This window comes from Lacrimispora sp. 210928-DFI.3.58 (assembly GCF_020554865.1).
Lineage (GTDB): Bacteria > Bacillota > Clostridia > Lachnospirales > Lachnospiraceae > Enterocloster.
The window spans coordinates 1-19,315 of record NZ_JAJCIC010000022.1 but is presented as its reverse complement, the minus strand read 5'-3'; the positions used below and the strand labels follow the sequence as shown (position 1 = coordinate 19,315).

The 19,315-nt window shown below is 48.0% G+C and carries 16 protein-coding genes and 1 pseudogene; 6 read left to right on the top strand and 11 right to left on the bottom strand.

Annotated elements, in window-relative coordinates:
• Window positions 1–325: 325 nt before the first annotated feature.
• The 4 genes from LIZ87_RS13765 to LIZ87_RS13750 all read right to left on the bottom strand — a co-directional run bounded on the left by LIZ87_RS13765 (window position 326) and on the right by LIZ87_RS13750 (window position 5,196).
• Window positions 326–1,645 carry an aspartate kinase gene (locus LIZ87_RS13765; protein ID WP_227147859.1) on the bottom strand — a complete coding sequence of 440 codons (1,320 nt, stop codon included), beginning with the start codon at window positions 1,643–1,645 and terminating at the stop codon, window positions 326–328.
• A 340-nt stretch (window positions 1,646–1,985) separates the two neighbouring features.
• Window positions 1,986–2,573: a hydrolase gene (locus tag LIZ87_RS13760; protein ID WP_227147857.1), complete on the bottom strand. Its 588-nt coding sequence runs from the start codon at window positions 2,571–2,573 to the stop codon at window positions 1,986–1,988.
• Between the two features lie 120 nt (window positions 2,574–2,693).
• Window positions 2,694–3,911 carry a MalY/PatB family protein gene (locus LIZ87_RS13755; RefSeq protein ID WP_227147932.1) on the bottom strand — a complete coding sequence of 406 codons (1,218 nt, stop codon included), beginning with the start codon at window positions 3,909–3,911 and terminating at the stop codon, window positions 2,694–2,696.
• A 64-nt stretch (window positions 3,912–3,975) separates the two neighbouring features.
• Window positions 3,976–5,196, bottom strand: coding sequence for a DUF401 family protein (locus tag LIZ87_RS13750; RefSeq protein WP_227147856.1), 1,221 nt, complete (start codon window positions 5,194–5,196; stop codon window positions 3,976–3,978).
• 478 nt (window positions 5,197–5,674) lie between these two features.
• Between LIZ87_RS13750 and LIZ87_RS13745 the strand changes: the two genes are divergently transcribed.
• A complete protein-coding gene (locus tag LIZ87_RS13745) occupies window positions 5,675–6,187 on the top strand; it encodes a GNAT family N-acetyltransferase (RefSeq protein ID WP_178316482.1) in 513 nt (170 codons plus the stop codon).
• Between the two features lie 24 nt (window positions 6,188–6,211).
• On the opposite strand, the gene LIZ87_RS22420 is transcribed toward LIZ87_RS13745, so the two are convergent.
• Window positions 6,212–6,346, bottom strand: a complete 135-nt coding sequence (locus LIZ87_RS22420) for a hypothetical protein (RefSeq protein ID WP_264467997.1) — start codon at window positions 6,344–6,346, stop codon at window positions 6,212–6,214.
• Between the two features lie 158 nt (window positions 6,347–6,504).
• Between LIZ87_RS22420 and LIZ87_RS13740 the strand changes: the two genes are divergently transcribed.
• Window positions 6,505–6,813: an ArsR/SmtB family transcription factor gene (locus LIZ87_RS13740; protein WP_178316483.1), complete on the top strand. Its 309-nt coding sequence runs from the start codon at window positions 6,505–6,507 to the stop codon at window positions 6,811–6,813.
• Between the two features lie 105 nt (window positions 6,814–6,918).
• On the opposite strand, the pseudogene LIZ87_RS13735 reads toward LIZ87_RS13740, so the two are convergent.
• Window positions 6,919–7,785 (bottom strand): annotated as a pseudogene (locus tag LIZ87_RS13735) (cation:dicarboxylate symporter family transporter); the annotation flags it as partial.
• Between the two features lie 329 nt (window positions 7,786–8,114).
• Between LIZ87_RS13735 and LIZ87_RS22590 the strand changes: the two are divergent.
• Window positions 8,115–9,524 (top strand): DNA-deoxyinosine glycosylase, encoded by a 1,410-nt coding sequence (locus tag LIZ87_RS22590; protein WP_319638589.1) that lies wholly within the window; start codon window positions 8,115–8,117, stop codon window positions 9,522–9,524.
• A 294-nt stretch (window positions 9,525–9,818) separates the two neighbouring features.
• Window positions 9,819–10,223, top strand: coding sequence for a hypothetical protein (locus LIZ87_RS13720; RefSeq protein WP_227147855.1), 405 nt, complete (start codon window positions 9,819–9,821; stop codon window positions 10,221–10,223).
• 301 nt (window positions 10,224–10,524) lie between these two features.
• Here the strand turns inward: LIZ87_RS13720 and LIZ87_RS23085 are convergent, their stop codons facing one another.
• Window positions 10,525–10,620, bottom strand: a complete 96-nt coding sequence (locus LIZ87_RS23085) for a putative holin-like toxin (RefSeq protein ID WP_442912192.1) — start codon at window positions 10,618–10,620, stop codon at window positions 10,525–10,527.
• Between the two features lie 374 nt (window positions 10,621–10,994).
• On the opposite strand from LIZ87_RS23085, the gene LIZ87_RS13715 reads away from it, so the two are divergent.
• Entirely contained in the window at window positions 10,995–11,486 is a 492-nt protein-coding gene (locus LIZ87_RS13715; protein ID WP_227147854.1) for an NUDIX hydrolase, read from the top strand.
• A 47-nt stretch (window positions 11,487–11,533) separates the two neighbouring features.
• Here the strand turns inward: LIZ87_RS13715 and LIZ87_RS22890 are convergent, their stop codons facing one another.
• From LIZ87_RS22890 to LIZ87_RS13700, 3 genes are all read right to left on the bottom strand, one after another.
• Window positions 11,534–11,794, bottom strand: a complete 261-nt coding sequence (locus LIZ87_RS22890; RefSeq protein ID WP_334301008.1) for a sigma factor-like helix-turn-helix DNA-binding protein — start codon at window positions 11,792–11,794, stop codon at window positions 11,534–11,536.
• A 285-nt stretch (window positions 11,795–12,079) separates the two neighbouring features.
• Window positions 12,080–13,396, bottom strand: coding sequence for an MATE family efflux transporter (locus LIZ87_RS13705; protein WP_227147853.1), 1,317 nt, complete (start codon window positions 13,394–13,396; stop codon window positions 12,080–12,082).
• Between the two features lie 164 nt (window positions 13,397–13,560).
• Complete coding sequence (locus tag LIZ87_RS13700; protein WP_178316488.1) at window positions 13,561–14,121, bottom strand: TetR/AcrR family transcriptional regulator; 561 nt, start codon at window positions 14,119–14,121, stop codon at window positions 13,561–13,563.
• 311 nt (window positions 14,122–14,432) lie between these two features.
• On the opposite strand from LIZ87_RS13700, the gene LIZ87_RS22885 reads away from it, so the two are divergent.
• The gene (locus LIZ87_RS22885; protein ID WP_227147852.1) at window positions 14,433–14,549 is read left to right on the top strand and encodes a hypothetical protein; all 117 of its coding nucleotides are present in this window, start codon (window positions 14,433–14,435) and stop codon (window positions 14,547–14,549) included.
• A gap of 565 nt (window positions 14,550–15,114) precedes the next feature.
• On the opposite strand, the gene LIZ87_RS13685 is transcribed toward LIZ87_RS22885, so the two are convergent.
• The gene (locus LIZ87_RS13685) at window positions 15,115–18,891 is read right to left on the bottom strand and encodes a phosphoribosylformylglycinamidine synthase (protein ID WP_227147851.1); all 3,777 of its coding nucleotides are present in this window, start codon (window positions 18,889–18,891) and stop codon (window positions 15,115–15,117) included.
• Window positions 18,892–19,315 lie beyond the last annotated feature (424 nt).

Below are 19,315 nucleotides of genomic sequence, written 5' to 3'. Positions count from 1 at the left end.
AACTTAAAAATGCACTTGGGTTTCCGCATTTTGCACCGCGGCCGGCAGAGGGAGGGATGGTGCGACTTTGCAGGACATTAGAAGCACTTAGGCAGCTGGTTTTTCCGTTCAGAGCAGCATCAATGATTGTTTGAGCGCAGCGAGTTGCGTTGATGCTGCTCTGGCTTTTAGGAAAAATCAGGTGTCTTAGTGCTTCTTATGTCTGAAACCGGAGCATCCAGACCTCCCTCTGCCGGCCGCGGTGCAAAATGCGGAAATCTAAGAAAAATGCAGCAACCGGGAACTCCTTCCTGATTGCTGCACTTTTTCCCTATTCCGGGACCGCTTACATCTCTGCCGTAACAAAGATATCATAGATGGCCTTAATCGCCTTCTCAAAATCATCATTCTTCACGCCAATAATGATATTCCACTCGCTGGAACCCTGGTCAATCATCTTTACGTTGACTCTTGCATGAGCCAGTGCGGAGAAGATACGGCCTGCAGTTCCGCGGTTGGAACGCATGCCCCGTCCCACTACGGCAATGAGGGCCAGATCGGATTCCATCTCCACGGTATCCGGGTTCACTGCCCTGTGGATCCCTGCGATCACGGACTGCTCAAAGTCCTCGAATTCTGTCTGGTGCACATAGATGGTCATGGTGTCAATACCGGAGGGCATGTGCTCAAAGGAAATGCCGTACTGCTCAAATACGCTTAGGACCTTCCTCCCAAACCCTACCTCGGAATTCATCATAGCCTTCTCAATATTAATGGAACAGAAGCCCTTCTTGCCTGCAATACCGGTGATGGTATGGCGTGGCTTGCGGCAGGTGCTCTCCACGATCAGGGTTCCCTTGTCCTCAGGGCGGTTGGTATTCCTGATATTGATCGGGATCCCCTCCTTGCGTACCGGGAAGATCGCATCCTCATGGAGAACGCTGGCGCCCATGTAAGCCAGCTCTCTTAACTCCTTGTAGGTAATGGTCTCGATAACCTCAGGATTCTCCACCACTCTGGGATCCGTCACCAGCATGCCGGACACATCGGTCCAGTTCTCATACATGTCTGCATGGATAGCCCTGGCTACAATAGAGCCCGTCACATCGGAACCTCCTCTGGAAAAGGTCTTGACCGTGCCGTCATGCTTGGAACCGTAGAAGCCGGGGATAACCGCCTTTTCCACATGCTCCAGGCGCTCGGAAAGCTCCTTGTTCGTCAGCTCTGCCTCCAAATTTCCGTTGTCGTCAAAGAAGATCACCTCTGCTGCATCGATAAATTCAAAGCCCAGATAATTGGCAACAACAATACCGTTTAAATATTCTCCTCTGGAAGCAGCGTAATCCCTTCCGGCCTTTGCCAGAAAATTCTCCTCGATCCGGTCAAACTCACTGTCTAAGTTGAGATTTAAGCCAAGACCGTCAATGATTTCCATGTATCTGTTTTTGATCTTCTCTAAGATCTTCTTATAGGATCTTCCTTCTGATGCTGCATCATAGCAGGCATAGAGCAGGTCTGTGACCTTCTCATCCTTGTCATTGCGCTTTCCCGGTGCGGACGGCACAACGTATTTTCTGGATTTATCAGATCTGATGATATCTGCCACTTTCTTGAACTGCTTTGCACTGGCCAATGAACTGCCGCCGAACTTTACCACTTTCCTCATATCTGTTGTCTCCCTTGTTCCTTATCTCTCCTCAGCTGCGTCTCATAAATCTTCTCCTTCAATTTATGACGCTACAAGTGCAAATGATACCTTACTTTCTAAGGGATGTCAATAGTTTTTAGACAAAAAATTTGCGCAGAGAGGACATTTGTCTTCTCTGCGCGGACAGTTGTTTAACTTTGTTTTTACTATAAAAGTCCTGCCGCCGGATAGGCGGCATGTATTCAGGTATGCCAAATGCGCCCGCCGGACTTTCGTGGTGCGGTGGCGCGTCCGTCCGCCGGGCGCATGCAGGTTTACTATAAAAGTCCTGCCAGGCCGGCAGGCCGGATCCGTAGGTTTACTGGCAGCTCTCCATTTCCTTATTCACGGACTCCTCACAGGAACGCATCGCCAGAATGGTCTTCTCCATCAGTTCCTCCAGCGTCCAGCCCAGCATCTCGGCGCCTTCCTTGATCACGTCCCTGGAACATCCAGCCGCAAAGCGCTTGTCCTTAAATTTCTTCTTAAGGCTGGATACCTCCATATCCATCACGCTTTTTGAGGGGCGCATCTTAGCTGCTGCTCCCACAAGGCCGGTGAGTTCATCTGCTGCAAAGAGGATCTTTTCCATCGGATGCTCCGGCTTCACATCGCAGCAGAGGCCGTAGCCATGGCTGCAGACCGCATGGATCAGCTCCTCCTCTGCCCCTGTCTCGCGCAGAAGCTCCGGTGCCTTTAGGCAGTGCTGTTCCGGATACATTTCAAAATCAATATCGTGGAGCAGTCCGGCCATGGCCCAGAAATCCGCCTCGTCTTCAAACCCCTGGTCCTTTGCAAACCAGCGCATGGTTCCCTCCACCGTCAGTCCGTGAAGGATGTGGAATGGCTCCTTGTTGTATTTTTTCAGTGCCTCTAAGCCCTGCTCTCTTGTAAGCGTTGTCTTCATCTTTTCTGTCTCCTTTCGCCTCTGTAAAACCTTTGCACGATAAGCGCTTTTCTGCCTTTTTACAGCAGCGTGCCTGCTTTCGCGCCTGCCGAATTAAGTATAGCACGGTGAAGCGGAAAATCAAGTGCCTGCATTGAACACATATTTATCCATCCGCTCAAAAGCCTCCTTTACCCTGCTCAGAGGCAGTGCAAGATTCAGCCTGATATGGCAGGGGCCGTGGAACATCCTTCCATCCTGCCATGCGACGCCCACATCCCAGCCGGCCCGCTCCAATTCCTCAATGGTCCTGCCATGCTTTCTGCACCACTCCGTGCAGTCCAAAAACATCATATAGGTTCCCTCCGGCTTTGATACAGTCACGCCCTCAAAATGCTCCCTGATATAGTTATAGGCAAACTCCACATTTTCCGTGAGTACCTGCCTAAGCTCGTCCACCCACTCATGGCCCTCAGGCTTGTAAGCACCGATCAGGGCGTGCATGGACAATACATTCATGTCATTGTAATGGGGAAGGGAGGATTCCTTTTCGATCCTCTCCCGTATCCACTTGTTGTAGATGATATGGTAGCTTCCCACCAGCCCCGCCAGATTAAAGGTCTTAGAGGGCGCATACACGGCAACTGTGCGCTGCCTTGCATCCTCGCTTACGGACTGGGTCGGGATGTGCTTATGATTTCCTAAAATAATGTCAGACCATATCTCATCTGAGATCACAAATACATCATGTTTTTTGTAGAGCTCCATGGCCTTCTCAAGCTCCCAGCGTTCCCAGACACGGCCGCAGGGATTGTGCGGGGAACAGAAGATCGCTGCATGGATCTTGTTCTTTACGATCTTTTCCTCCATATCCTCAAAATCCATGCGCCATGTTCCCTGCTCATCTCTCTTCAGGGGGCTGTGGATAATGTGATAGCCGTTATTTTCCACGCATTTTGTGAAGCCGATGTAAGTGGGGGAATGAAGGAGCACCTTGTCTCCCTTTGAGCAGAAGACGCCCAGGGCGCTGACTACGCCGCCCAGCACGCCATTTTCATATCCAATGGCCTCCCTTGTCAGGCCTGCGACTCCGTTGCGGGTCTCATGCCACCGGATAATGGAATCATAATACTCTTTTGCAGCGCTGAAATATCCATAGGCCGGATGCTTTGCCCTCTCGATGATCGCCTCAGGTACAGTGGGGACCGTAGGGAAATTCATATCCGCCACCCACATGGGGATCGCATCAAAGCCTTCCTTAGGAGGCTCCGGCGCAAAGCCCGGATTCATTCCAAGGCCGTCAACTGCAATAGCATCCTTTCCATGGCGGTCTATGATGCTTGTAAAATCGTACTTCATAAAAAACACTATCCTTTCTTTCATTTGTATGTCCAAAGCTTCTATGTATTTAAATGCCAGCATCTTAAATATGCAATAACATCAGCAGGCCATAATAAGCAAAGGCTATGGCACAGAAGACCACGATCAGCGGCATTGTCTTTTTGATCAGCTCTCCCAGGGAAATGCCGTAATCCTCCGCGCACATCAGCAGGCAGATATGAACGGGCGAGCACTGGGCAGCCGCATAGGCCATGCACATGAGGAGTACAAATAGGGGTAGCACTCCCGGCCCTTCTCCAAGGGCAGCCATTGCCATGGGCATGCAGAGCACGATGATCGCCTGTGTCCCTGCAACAACCGCACCGAAAAAGAAGATCAGTGCAAAGATCAGGAACATAGGAACAGGAAGGGAGGAAAAAAATGCCGGCAGGCTTTCAATGACTCCTGTGGCCCCAAGGATCTCCTTAAAGATCATCACCAGCCAGGTGCTGAGGATCAGCCTTTTCTCAAAGGCTGACTTAAAAAACGGCAGAAGCTCAGCCAGGCTGAAATGATTGATAAAAATATTGGCAAAAATGCAGATAAGGACAGCCAGCTCTACCGGAAGATGAAACAGCAGTATGAGAAGGATCGTTGCCACTATGCTCCAAACGCTCTTTCCCAGCAGCAGCCAATAGCTGGATTTCGGCTGATCCGGCACAAAGCCGGTATCCTTCGGCACACGGCGCAGGTAAACGGCCCATCCGGAAAACATAAGGGCAGCCACCATAGGAAGCATTGCCAGCAAAAACGCGCTGACCGATACCCTGCCCTCTGTCAGCCCAATGGCAATAAAAATGCTGGTGTAGGTGGGAAGAAAACACTCTGACACATGCCTGTAATAGGAGGTGACGCATGCTTTTTCCGGATCGCTCAGGGCCTCCCCCACGCTCTCCCTGACAATGGGGCCGCAGATCAGCACTGTGCTGGCCGCCGGGAGCATTCCCATAAGGAAGGGAACGATGGAGGCATTGATCCTGTTATTGTTGAATATCCCGCTGAGGGCCAGCCTTGCATTGCTGAGATTCTTTCTCTTCTCCAGCATCCGCTGAAGGTAGGTGATAGAGTAGAACACCAGAAGGGTCTCAATGGTGGTCCATCCCGTTCCTCCCTTTACCACTGCCCGCCAGGCAGCTTCCGGAGGCAGCTGGTACAGAAATACTGCTGCCACTCCTGCCGCTGTCACAGCAACCATCAGCGGCTGCCTCCTTCTCAGGAATAAAATGATAATGGCAAAAATCACCAGCAGCTTTATCATATCCATCTCGTATGTATCTCCTCTTATGTGTTAAGTAATATGCCGTTTTACAACCGGCTCCAGCGGGCATCCTTATGCCCCACTAGCCATTATAACGTATAAAAGCACTGCTGCCAATGATGAAATCACTTAAGTTTCTGTGCCCTTTTCATAGTAAACTCTCATGCGCCCGGCGGGCGGACGTGCCACCGTACCATGAAAATCCGGCGGACGCACCAGCGCACCATGAACGTCCGGCGGACGCACCAGCGCACCATGAACGTCCGGCGGGCGCACCAGCGCACCATAAAAGTCCGGCGGGCGCATTTGGCATACCTGAATGCATGCCGCCTACCCGGCGGCAGGACTTTTATAGTAAGTATAAAATGCAAAAATATGAGGATCAGTTGATTTACAGGTAAAACAAGTTGGCTTATAATCATAGAAAAAGGTAACTGGTCAGTTCCCTTACAGTTACCAAAAAAACATCCAGGAGGAACGACTTATGATATACCGTTTCGCGAAAAATACAGACCTTCCCCGCCTTATGGCAATGACCGATCAGGCAAAGGCTGGCTTCCGGGCCAGAGGCATTGACCAATGGCAGAAGGGAGAGCCCAATGAAGCCGGACTGGCCCTTTCTATCTCAAAGAAAAACATCCACGTCCTGGAGGAGAACGGGGATGTCGTTGCCATGATCACCATAGTGTCCGGCCCGGAATTAAGCTACAGGACCATTGACGGTGCCTGGTTAAATGATGAGCCCTACTGCGCCTTCCACCGCGTCTGCGTAGAGGAATCCAGAAAGGGCCAGGGACTTGCTGCAAAGCTGTTTGCCTGCTCTGAGGACTATGCCAGAAAGCAGGGCTATACCAACGTAAGGATCGACACCCATCCCGGCAACCTTTCCATGCAGAGAGCCCTTTCAAAGAGCGGCTTCACCTTGTGTGGAAATCTCATTCTGGCAGAAGGCGCAGAGGCCGGGAATCCGCGTCTAGGGTATCAGAAGAGGCTTTGAGGGGTATGCTCACTTTCGTTCCACTCAAGCTCCCATGCCCTGGCGTTCACGGCAGATATAAAAATATTCCAGCTCTGGCATGATGCCCTCTTCTGCCGATGTTCTTTCCATTCCCCAGAATCCCGGCAGGCAGCCCTCCTCCCCTCTGCACACATACACAGGATTCGAATTTCATCTTATCCTCCGCTATATTTTGCCTGCTACACCGCGCAGAGCGATTTTGCCGAAGCTTGAGTAGAAAAACTTCAAAAACATATTCACATTTCTCTATTTGTGCATATAATATATATAGATAATCTTCTATAGGAGGTGGCGTTTTGGAACTTGACGAGAAAAAAATACCGATCGTTTTCAAAGCTTTTTGTGATGAAAACCGCATCAAAATTTTGAAGCTGTTACTTACAGGCGAAAAATGTGCCTGCGTACTGTTAGATGATATGCATATTACACAGCCCACCCTTTCCCATCACATGAAAATCCTATGTGATTCCGGCATTGTGGCGGGGCGCAAAGAAGGGAAATGGATGCACTACTCCATTTCAGCAGACGGTGTAAAATATGTGGCAGAGTGTCTGCAGGCACTTACAAATACAGCGTATGAAGATAAGTCGTGTTGTGATAAGTAATTTTCATTGCTTTACCGCACGACTTATCAAAGCATTTATATATAGATAAATTTCAATATTTCAATATTTAGGAGGTCATTTATGGGATCGTTAAAAACAGGATGGAATTTCTGTGAGCACAGAGCCGCACAGATGGATATTGGCAAACAGCGGAATATCGAAATTTACCATATCGGAACGGAGAACCTTGCTCTTTCTCGCGCAGCTTAAGGCTACAGAAAGCGTTGCTGCAGAGCTCATAGTACCAACTGCCGTCAGGTAGGCCGGACCATAATGCTTCAGCACCTCCATCGGATTCTCACCGGAGTAAGCACCCGCAAGCCCATAGAGAACAGCCATTCAGATATAATGGCCGATCAGGACGATCACAATGACCTTAATAAATACCGGAAGCTGTCCGGTAATGGTACCGTCATAGGCCAGGCCTGCAAAGGTCGTGGCAATGAAGAAGGGAAGAACCGGGATCACCACCTTCGTAACGATCTGCAGAACGATCTTCTGGAACTCATCCAGCACAGTGATAACCGTGTCTGCATGAGTCCATACAGCTGCAAGTCCGATCAGGACGGAAAATACTAATGCGCTCATGACCGGCATGATCTGCGGGATATCAAGCTGAAAAGCCACAGCCGGAAGCTCCTTTAAGCCGTCAACATTGCTGACGATCTGCATGCCCGGAATGAGTACAAAGCCCGCTGCTGTTGACATAAATGCCGCGCAGATAGATGATACGTAGGCTGCAAGCAAAGCCACGGTCAGCATGCGCGAAGCGCTGGAGCCCAGCTTTGTGATAGACGGTGCGATAAAACCAATGGCGATCAGCGGAACGCAGAAATTAATGAGCTGACCCATAATGTACTTTAATGTGACGATCACTGTCATCAGCCCCTCCGGAGCCGCCAAACCAACCGCAATGCCGATGATCAATGCGATAACCAGCTTTGCCGACAGGCTTTTAAAAATTTTACTCATATAAAATACCTCCCATATTTTGTTTTTGCATTGCACTCTGTCAATGCGCTACTCCTCTCTCATGATCAATGACCGCATATGCTATGGTCCTCCCCCTTCGATATTTGCTCAAAAATCACTGCTTTTTACCTGTTTTTTCTGGCAATTCAGCGGTCTATCCTCTCAAATCATGAACATTATTGTAGCACATACTGACAAAAGGGAATAGTAAATTTTTCCTCAAAATAATATATTTTATCTTATTTTCAGAAAAACTATCCTAGAACCACGCTTGAATTTTCTTTCCATTTCCGCTATCATAAAAACTATCAAACAGAAGGAGACCCGCTATGCCATTCATTTCCCTGATCATCCCTGTATACAATGCTGAGAAGTATCTGCGCCGCTGTTTCAATAGTGTGCTGGGGCAGACCTTTCAGGATATGGAGGTCATTGTCATCAATGACGGGAGTACGGACGGAAGTCTTTCCATCTGCCGTGAATACGAGGAAAAGGATTCCCGCTTTGTTGTCATTGATAAGGAGAACACGGGGGTGTCCGACAGCCGCAACCAGGCCATTGCTGTGGCAAAGGGCTGCTATCTGCAATTTATAGACAGTGATGACTGGCTGACTCCTGACGCCACAGAGCTTCTGGCAGAAGCCGCCGGAAAATATGACTGCGACCTGGTGGTGGCTGATTTCTACCGGGTGGAACGGGCCGTATATACAGAAAAACAGCACATACGGGAGCGCGGCCTGCTCACCAGGGAGCAGTATGCAGAATACATGATGCAGGACCCCGCCGACTTTTATTATGGCGTGCTGTGGAATAAGCTGTACCGGAAAAGCATCATTGAGGAGCACCAGCTCAAAATGGAGGAGGAGCTGCGCTTTTGTGAGGATTTCCTGTTCAATTTGCGCTTTATCCGCCATGCAGCCCGCTTTGCGGCCATTCAGACCCCGATCTATTATTATATGAAGAGAAAGGGAAGTCTTGTGAGCACTGACTGGAAGAAGGCCAATGCCGTAGCGCTGAAGCTGCGCCTTTTGAAGGAATATAAAGAGCTTTACCAGAGCATGGGACTCTACGAGGAAAACGAGCTTCGGATCAATGCCTTTGTCCTGTCCTTTGCCAAGGATGGAGGAGTGGCTGCTCCCATGAGCAGGCGCAGGCAGAAGCTGGATGCGGAGGACTACATTGATGATCAGCTTCCTCCCGGCTTTGTGCGGGTGCGCCACACCTTTGAGCCGATCTGCGATGAGCACTGCCGGATCCTGATACTCGGAAGCTTCCCCTCCCTCAAATCCAGGGAAAACAACTTCTACTACGGTCATCCGCAGAACCGTTTCTGGCGCCTTTTGGCCCGCCTTTTAGGAACAGAGGTCCCTGAAACCATTGAAGAAAAAAAGAGTCTGCTCCTTCGCCATGGCATCGCCCTGTGGGATGTGGTGGCGGAATGCGACATCCGCGGCTCCAGCGACTTAAGCATCCGAAATGTGATCCCGGCCAATTTAAACCAGGTGCTCCGCCTGGCTGATATTCAGATCATTATTGCCAATGGCGCTACTGCCCACCGCCTTTACGAAAAATACTGCGAGGAGCGCACCGGACGCAGGGCCGTCAAATGCCCCTCCACCAGCCCTGCCAATGCCGTCTTTACTCTGGACCGCCTGGCCGAGGCCTGGGGAGAAGTGTTGGGGCCTTATATTGTGCCTGACATTGATGGACATGTCCCTGATAAGCCCAAACGTCTTTGATCCATCTCCTCTGCCCGCCTCAAAGGCACAATACATGTCCGGGTAACCTCTGCCGCATAGAGTACAGCCATTGGCCTTTTCCAGCTCATCCGGCTCCTTCGTGATCTCATAAGAGGAATTCCGGGAATATCGAGAAGAAGGACTTTGCCGCACAGTATTCATCTTCGTGGATGAAAAATATCCCCAGCTAGACCCCTGCGCCTTGTGCCTGAGATCCGGTGTGCAGGTCTTCTGCTGACACCTATCTTATTTCCTGCTATAATCGCAGTATCATTATTTTTGCGAGGTGCCACTATGAATGTTTCTGCTTATGAAAAATATCTCCCGATGTCCCAAAGCCTGACTTTTGAGGAAATGGCAAGCCTCCACCAGGAAATGCTTTCTGAAATCGGGAATGATGAAGATGCATTGGAACTCTACGAAGAATTGATAATCACTGCCAATAAATACAGTGTGTTCCGTTCCAACTGGTGTGTATGGACCAGGGAGGAAAAGATAGACAAAGATCCCAGCCGTACTTCCTGCCATAACTCCCTGATTGTTAAGTTCAACCAGCTGGCCCGTTTCCTGAAAATGCAAAATAAATCTGCCTCTTGGCGTGATGTCCTTGGACATGAAGAAGATGATCGCTGCAATCGCAAGAGGGTAGGCGATTTTGCCTGCTATATTGTTTTTATTAACAGTATTAATGCCCGCTAATGTTCCCCGGATCAATCTGTTTAGGCAGCCCAGGTGGAGCCGTCTCCCTGCTCCACCTTACTGTTTGATTGAGACATCACTTTCCATAAATGGCGTATTTCCATCTCTGACAGTTTTCCGTGATGAGTAATCCCTGGAAACTAAGGTTCTTTGGAAACCCAAGAGATTTACTTGAATTTGGGATATGGATTGATTATAATATAGACATAAAGAAAGCACCCTCTCCAAAAGTGGATGCCTAATTGGTTAAGTTTTGTCCCTAAGGACGCCGCCTATCCTGTTGGCCGACAGGATAGGCATTTTATTTTCGCTTGTTTCTCTTGTCGAGAAAGGCGATGAATGCAATAATCAGGCCGCTAAAGGATATGAGCAAGCCCAAAATCCCTAGCACAACCATTATGGTCTCATAAGCCGTCATATGCACCACCTTCTATGTACGCCCGCCGAAACGGTTTTGATAGGGAGGCATACCACTCCTGTCGTGAGTGCTTTCCTGATACTCACTTTATTATAAGAACATACGTTTTTCAATCTATAAATAGCGGACGGATTGAGTTATAAGAAACCGGAAGGTGAATTGGATGCTGTTGGCAGGATGTGTAAACTTGTCTTTTAAAGTTTTCCGCGCTGTCAATGGCAGACAAGAGGAAGGTGTTTTCTTGGAGCGATAGCGATTTCTTATACTCCCTCATTTCTTAAGTATTTATCCATTGCTTTCTCTGGTCTGCATCTGTACAATAATCACAGACTAGAAAAGAGAGGATCTTGTTTATGACTGAGAAAATATTGCCTGCACATATTGTCGCTACAGCTGGTGTTGTTCTGAATGAGAATGGAGAAGTTCTTCTCGTCAATACCTATCAGGACAGCTGGGTATTGCCTGGTGGTGAGGTTGAGGTTGGAGAAAATCTGGTTGATGCTGTGAAACGTGAGATCTTCGAGGAAAGCGGAATTGAGGTTGAGGTCGGAGAGGTATTCTGCATCTCTTCCAACACCTGCACCTATCCAGGATACAATGGCGTAAAGACGGTTCCGACTAAAGTAATTTTTGATTTTATCTGCAAAGAAAAGTCCGGTATCCTTCGTGGATCAGATGAAAATTCTGTGTCTGCCTGGGTTCCGCAAGATCAGGTTCTGGATCTGATCAAGGCTCCTTCTAACAGGGTACGTTTTCAGGCTTTCCTGGAATATTCCGGCAGGCCGATCTATCTGGAATATATCACCAAACCGGTTTTTGAATTAAAAGGAAAAAGGACATTTTAACAAAAAAAGAAGAAGCATCCCATTTTGTGAATGCCGATAAGGAAGTATCAGAAACGAATTAAACTTAACGGCTGACAAATAGGATTGCAGAAAAGAGCTGCTGCACAACCGATTTCTGTATCGGTATATCCCAGAAAGAAATACATCAATAGGACAGTACGACGTTGTTCCGGCAACTTGGATAGTGCGTCGGCCAACCGTTCGCTTGCAACGATAATCCTATGTCCTTTCACAATAAGGGCAGTTAGCTTATCATACTGTTCAAAGTAGTTGTCCGTTGTGAATGGTTCTAAAGACGTTTCAGACATCAGATAATCAAGCGATACCTCATATTTCTGTTTTCTTCCAAAATCGCGATATGCGTTAAGTGCCGTGATATGGAGAACATCTTTGCAAAAGGCGTTATTTGACGGTTCATACTCATGGACAGAATATCCCGTTTCTAAGGACAGGATTTTTTTAACATATCAAGCAGTTGTAATGTGAAGAAAAAAGGCATGGCGACACCCTCCATGATGCCGCCATATCCTAAAAACACGAAACTATTTTGCAACGTATCTGAACGGAAAATGGCGGCTGACTGTGTTTAAAAATCATTTCTTGCTTTTTATCTGTAACAGCGATACAAGCATGGAAGCCACCGCCGCGCAGATATGGCTGACAAGTACAGCAGCCCATATTCCGTTTAATCCGAAGCCTAATGACGAAAGCAGATATGCCAAAGGCATACGGACAACGATGTAATAGAAAATCATTAAGAGCATACTTTTTGCAGGCTTGCCTAAACCGTTTAATACGCCAAGAAAACAATTTGTAACCGTGTTCAAAACATAGCCGATACTTACAGTTAAAAAATACACACCAACAATCGTTGCTACGTCCGTGCTGTTTACAAAGAAACCGGAGAGCTGTTTTGAAAATATCACTATGACACCGGAAAGAATAAAAAGCAGTACACACCCATATTTCAAAGCGCATTTTAAGTAATCTTTTGCGCGGTCAATTCGCTGTCCACCGATACACTGACCTATGATAGTAGTCAAGACCATATTCAGCGCCATAGCCGGATAAAAAAGAATTGTTTCCAGCTTTCCCGTAATTCCATACGCCGCAATCGCAGTAATGCTATATGTACTTACCAGCGCAGTTAAAAATGTTGTGCTTACCGCCGGAATACTCTGCTGAACGACAGACGGTAGTGCTTTCCCGATAAGCGGTAAAATGTCCGCTTCATCAAACCAAGTAATATGCAGAGAAAAGAGTTGTTTCCTTTTCAGATATACAACCATGAAAATCAAGCAAACGCCCTGTGAAAGCAAAGTTGCGATCGCCGCTCCATGAAAGCCGATGAAATGGATAAAAACGGGGTCAAGGATTGCGTTTAATACGGTTGACACCAACATAGCAACCGCTTGAAACATGGAATTTCCGAAACTCCGTAAAACCGCAGTAAAATACAGATACAGATAAACCGCCAAATATCCAAGTACATAAATAGAAAGATAGCTGTATGCCATATCATACGTTTCCGCCGGAGTATTCAAGGCGGTTAAAATATGCGGCAGAAATATTTCAAACACCAAAGTAATCATCAAGGAAAAGACAATAGCAACGATAAATGAAGTGGCAATCAGACTTTCCACTCGTTTTTGCTTTTTTGCGCCGATTGCCTGTGAAAGTAAAATAGAAATGCCGTTTGTCGCTCCCATTGCAACTGATGTTAGGATTAAAATAATCGGTGTAGAATTTGTTAAAGCAGCATAGGCAGTTTCGCCTAAAAGATTTCCAATCCATAAACTGTCCACAAGATTATAAGCCATGTTTAGGAACATAGCCGCAATCATGGGCAATGCCATAGCCATTAAACAGTGTTTTGTATTCCCTCCGATAAAATCAATTTTTGTTTGCATATAAATCTTCCTTTCTGCAAATGAATGAACAACATTCATTATTTCTGATTTATGATAGCTTCCACGAATGGAAGCTCTATTGTGTTATATTAAGCCACTATACGAATGAATATCATTCATTTTTGTGCTGTAAGATTGCTCCCTGCCGAAGCAGAGAGCTGCCATTATAACCGTAGCGCATAAATCAAAAAGCCACGGATATGTTTTTCTTTTTCTTCTGCGGTATAATCCTTGTTAAGTAAAATACCGATTTGACCGTAAACGCAAAATAAAGCCGCTGCTCTTGTGTCATCTATGCTGATTTCGCCTTTTTCCTTCGCGTGTTCCAGTAATTTAGCAACTATCTTTGAAAGTTTCTCGCAGACTTTTAAGGTTAGTTGGTCGTGAAATTTTTTATTCTCCACAACATGAAGCGTTTTATAGTAATTGCTATCTTCTGTTTCCACCATAATAGGCATTGTTTCAATAAGTTCTTTCAATGTCATTTTGTCATGGCTCGATGGAACAGAAAAGCGGCTTATAAGCTCGTCTGCATACTGTTCGATTGCACTGTCAAAAAGAGCTTCTTTTGACGGGAAATATCGGTAGCACAATCCCTGTGCAACGCCTATGGTTTTTGCAATATCGGCAATAGAGGTTTTTTCATAGCCCTTTTCATGGAAAAGCCGCATAGCAGTATCTAATATTTCCTGTTTGCGTTCCTCTGGTTCTTTCGTAATACGCATACCGCACCTCCTTTCCAACAGACATCATAGCACGTCCTTTTTCAGAAGTCAATGAATAATGTTCATTCAAATACTTTTTTAAAAAATTTCACTTAACTTCAGCAAAATCGCTGTGCGCGGTGTTGTAGGCAGTGAAAGGAATTTCAGAGGGTTTGGGACACTTCCCAACAAGCAATTTTCAACCGTCACGCCGCAGAGGTCGTGAAGCGTATCTTTGCATTGTGCATAGCAGGAAAAGGACCTATGCAGATTGCAAAAGTGCTGACAGCAGACAAGTTTTGGACAGTCTGCGGCAGAACCGCAATATCACGATGGAGACACTTAATCTCCTGTGCAACCTGTTGGATTGTGATATCACAGACATTATCCATTATGAAGAAAAAGCAGGACAGACAGGAAGTTGTTTTTTCCTGTCTGCCCTGCGGTAAGGGTGAAAATATATTTTGTGCTCATCTTCGGCGGGATGATGCGGTGAGGGCCCATGGGATGAGGACAAACCATGTTCCCTTCCCATCCAAACTCACCCTCTCGTCCCAATGAAATTAGACGTTCAGATTTTTGTTTTCCTTCTTCTTTTTCAGTTTTCTTTTAGATCGCTTTTCCTGATTTCTTTTCTCTCCCTTTTCCCTCTCTCCTGCCCTCTACGGGCAGTTTTTCTTTTCCTTTTACCTTTCCCTTTTAAGAACAAAACCCATTTTCAAATCCAAAGTTCCTTTTCTTCCCTTTCTCATTTTTCCTTTTAAATAAAGGCTTTTCTGGCTTTTTTTCCGCTTTGATTTCAGCCTTTTTAAAGAGAGAAATACTCAGGAATTTGAAACAATACCTTTTATGGTTGTCGTTCGGATGAAAAAAGAGAAATTGGACAAAAGAAAAAGCAGGACAGACAGGAAGTTGTTTTTTCCTGTCTGCCCTGCGGTGAGGGTGAAAGTCTATTTTGTGCTCATTTTCGGCGGGATGATGTGATGAGGGCCGATGGGATGAGGACAAACCATCTTACAGCGCAAAATACTTCACGCCGGACTCAAATATCTTCATATCCTGCTCCCCATAGATATTCACAGCCACTGCCTCGCCCCGTCTCTCGGAGTGGGCCATCTTGCCCAGGATGCGGCCGTCGGGGCTGGTGATTCCCTCAATCGCCATATAGGAGCCGTTGGGGTTCCAGTATTCGTCCATGGTGATGCTGCCCTTGTCGTCTACATACTGGGTAGCCACCTGACCGTTGGCGATCAGCTTTTTCAGCCATGCGTCATTTGCCACAAAGCGGCCCTCGCCGTGGGATGCGGGGTTGCAGTATACGCCGCCAAGCTCAGCTCCGGCTAACCATGGGGACTTGTTTGTCACTACCTTTGTGTAGACCATCTTTGATATATGGCGTCCGATGGTGTTCATGGCCAGAGTCGGGGAATCCGGGCGCTGCTCCACGATCCTGCCCTCCGGCACCAGTCCCAGCTTGATGAGAGCCTGGAAGCCGTTGCAGATGCCTAACATGAGGCCGTCTCTTTCATTTAACAGTTTCTCGATCTCTTCCTTGATCACTGCATTGCGGAATACGGTTGCAAAGAACTTTGCGGAGCCCTCCGGCTCGTCGCCTGCAGAGAAGCCGCCTGGGAACATAACGATCTGTGCCTTTGCAATTTCCTCTTTGTAGGCTTCTACGGACTGGCGGATATCCTCCGCAGTAATATTCTTAAATACTCTTGTCACTACCTTTGCGCCTGCGCGCTCAAAGGCCTTTGTGCTGTCGTACTCACAGTTGGTTCCCGGAAATACAGGGATGAATACGGAGGGCTGTCCGATCTTGTGGTCGCAGATATAAACCGCATCTGTGTCGTAAAGCTTTTCCTCTACCTTTGCAGCCTCGCCGCAGGCAGCCTTTCCGGTCACAGTCGGGAATACATCCTCCAGGGTCTTTGTCCATGCCTCAATGGCCTCATCCATGGAAATGGAGACATTTCCATACTCAAAGGTTCCCTTATCTGTTACCTCACCGATGACTGTGTAGGAAATGGACAGCTCGCCCACCTTGCCGTCAGGCACCTCGCACACAATGTTGCCCCAGCCTGCACCGAAGAAGTCTCTCGGATCCACATTGTGCTCGATCTTCACGCCCAGCTTATTTCCAAAGGCCATCTTGCTCACAGCCTCTGCCATGCCCTGGCCTTCCACTGCATAGGCGGAAATGATCTTTCCGGCCTTGATATCTTCAAAGATCTTACCATAACCATCCATGATCTGGCTGTAAACAGGCAGGTCATACTGGTCGCGGCTGATCTGAAATACTACGATCTTGCTTCCCGGCTTCTTGAACTCAGGAGTGATGATATTCTTGTGGCTGTTCACATCCACAGCAAAGGATACCAGCGTGGGCGGAACATCGATCTCACCGTGCTCATCATCAAAGGTACCGGACATGCTGTCCTTTCCTCCGATAGAAGGAAGGCCAAAGCCCAGCTGTGCGCTGTATGCGCCAAGCAGAGCAGCAAAGGGCTGGCTCCATCTTGCCGGGTTCGCGTTCATCCTGCGGAAATACTCCTGGAAGGTGAAACGGATCTTTTTATAATCTCCGCCTGCTGCCACGATCTTTGCCACAGAGGAAACCACTGCATACACAGCGCCGTGATAGGGGCTCCAGCTGGAAAGGTAGGGATCAAAGCCGTAGCTCATCATAGTCACAGTGTCTGTATGGCCCTTTAATACAGGAAGCTTTGCCACCATGGACTGTGTTTCTGTCAGCTGGTACTTTCCGCCATAGGGCATAAATACGCTGCCTGCGCCGATAGAGCCGTCAAAGCGCTCCACAAGGCCCTTCTGGGAGCACACGTTAAGACCGGACAGCATGTTCAGCCATTTCTCCTTAACATCTCCCACTTCCTTCCTGTCAAACAGGTTTCCTTCATGGACAGGAACCTCCAGGGTGACATCTGCCTCCTGGTGAGCGCCATTGGTGTCAAGGAAGGCGCGGCTGATATTTACAATGGTCTTTCCTCTCCAATTCATCACAAGGCGCGGCTCCTCTGTCACCACTGCCACAGTGACAGCCTCCAGATTCTCCTCTGCCGCAAAGCCTAAGAACTTGTCCACATCCTTTGGATCTACCACAACAGCCATGCGCTCCTGGGACTCTGAGATGGCGATCTCTGTGCCGTCCAGGCCTGCATATTTCTTCGGAACCTTATCAAGATCGATCTGAAGTCCGGCAGCCAGCTCGCCGATGGCTACGGATACGCCGCCTGCTCCAAAGTCGTTGCACTTCTTGATGATGGAGCTCACCTCAGGGCGGCGGAACATTCTCTGGATCTTGCGCTCTGTGGGAGCATTTCCCTTCTGCACCTCTGCGCCGCAGACCTCGATGGATGCGGTGGTGTGCACCTTTGAGGAGCCGGTAGCTCCGCCGATACCGTCACGGCCCGTACGGCCGCCTAACAGGATGATGATGTCCCCCGGATCAGAGTTCTCACGGATCACATCCTTCCTGGGAGCTGCGCCCATAACAGCGCCGATCTCCATTCTTTTTGCCACATAGCCCGGATGATATACCTCTTTTACGTAGCCTGTTGCAAGGCCGATCTGGTTTCCGTAGGAGGAATAGCCCTGGGCTGCGCTGTTTACGATCTTTCTCTGCGGAAGCTTGCCCTTTAAGGTCTCATTTAAAGGCTTTGTGGGGTCTGCTGCACCTGTGACACGCATTGCCTGGTATACATAGGTACGGCCGGAAAGGGGATCGCGGATAGCGCCGCCCAGACAGGTAGCTGCGCCTCCGAAGGGCTCGATCTCTGTGGGATGGTTGTGGGTCTCATTTTTGAAATTTACAAGCCACTCCTCTGTCTTTCCGTCGATCTCAACAGGAACCACAATGCTGCAGGCATTGATCTCGTCAGAGACCTCCATGTCCTCCAGCTTGCCCTCGCTCTTTAGCTTCTTCATTGCCATCAGGGCCAGATCCATCAGGCACACATACTTGTCGTCCCGGCCCTTGTAGATGACTTCACGGTCAGCCAGATACTGATTGTAGGTGTCCTCAATCGGCTTTCTGTATTCGCCGTCCGTAAAGCTGACATTTTTAAGCTCAGTAGAAAATGTGGTATGGCGGCAGTGATCGGACCAGTAGGTGTCCAGCACGCGAATTTCTGTCACTGTGGGATCCCGATGCTCTTCATTCACATAGTAGTTCTGGATATGGAGGAAATCCTTGAATGTCATAGCCAGATTCAGCGTATCGTAGAGGGCCTTAAGCTCTGCCTCCGGTGCATTTGCAAAGCCCTCAAAGCTCTTGATGTCCTCCGGAACATCAAACTCGGTCACCAGTGTGGCAGGCTTGTCCTCCCCTGCCTGACGGCTGTCCACCGGGTTGATGCAGAAATGCTTAATGGCCTCCTCCTGAGCGGCGGTCAGCGGCGCGGTGATCACATAGGTGGTAGCAGTGCGGATCACAGGCTCCTCATTCTCATTTAAAAGCTTTACGCACTGCTCTGCGGAGTCTGCCCTCTGGTCAAACTGTCCTGGCAGGTATTCCACAGAAAATACAAGGTCTCCCGGATTCTTCGGGAACTCTTCCTCATAGATTTCGTCCACCGGCGGTTCAGAAAAGATCGTAACCAGAGCCTTCTTATAGGTCTCCTCTGACAGATTTTCAATGTCATAGCGTATCAGGACACGCACATCCTTTACGCCCTCTATTCCCAGATAGCTCTCCAGCTCTTCTCTCAGCTCGCCGGCCTTTACGGCATAGTCCGGCTTTTTCTCCACAAAAATTCGTCTTACGCTCATACCAGAACCTCCTGTTTTCTGTAATGGCTATTTCTTGTCTTTTTTCTTACGTTATATCATAGCACAGGGAGTATAGATTAGTAAAATTAATATATTTAATTACTAATATATAAATGACTTATAAATATGTTTTTATCTGATGGGCGAAGCGCTTATAATACTCCTCTGCCTGTTCTTCTATCAGATATCCTCCTTTCATTATAATCAAAAATAACTGCGACTTCAATTATGAAAATCGCCTCTCATGGGCATCACCAGTCTTTCTTTCAAATTCATTTTTCTTAAGCTCCTATTGTGAGATCATCAGCCGATTGGCCTTACGCGGCATTTGCCGCAGAAAAAACAGAAAATTTGCCGCAGAAAAAACAGAAAATTGTAGGTTTGTCAAACATTTGTTACACTGACTGCAAATAATTCTTTAGCA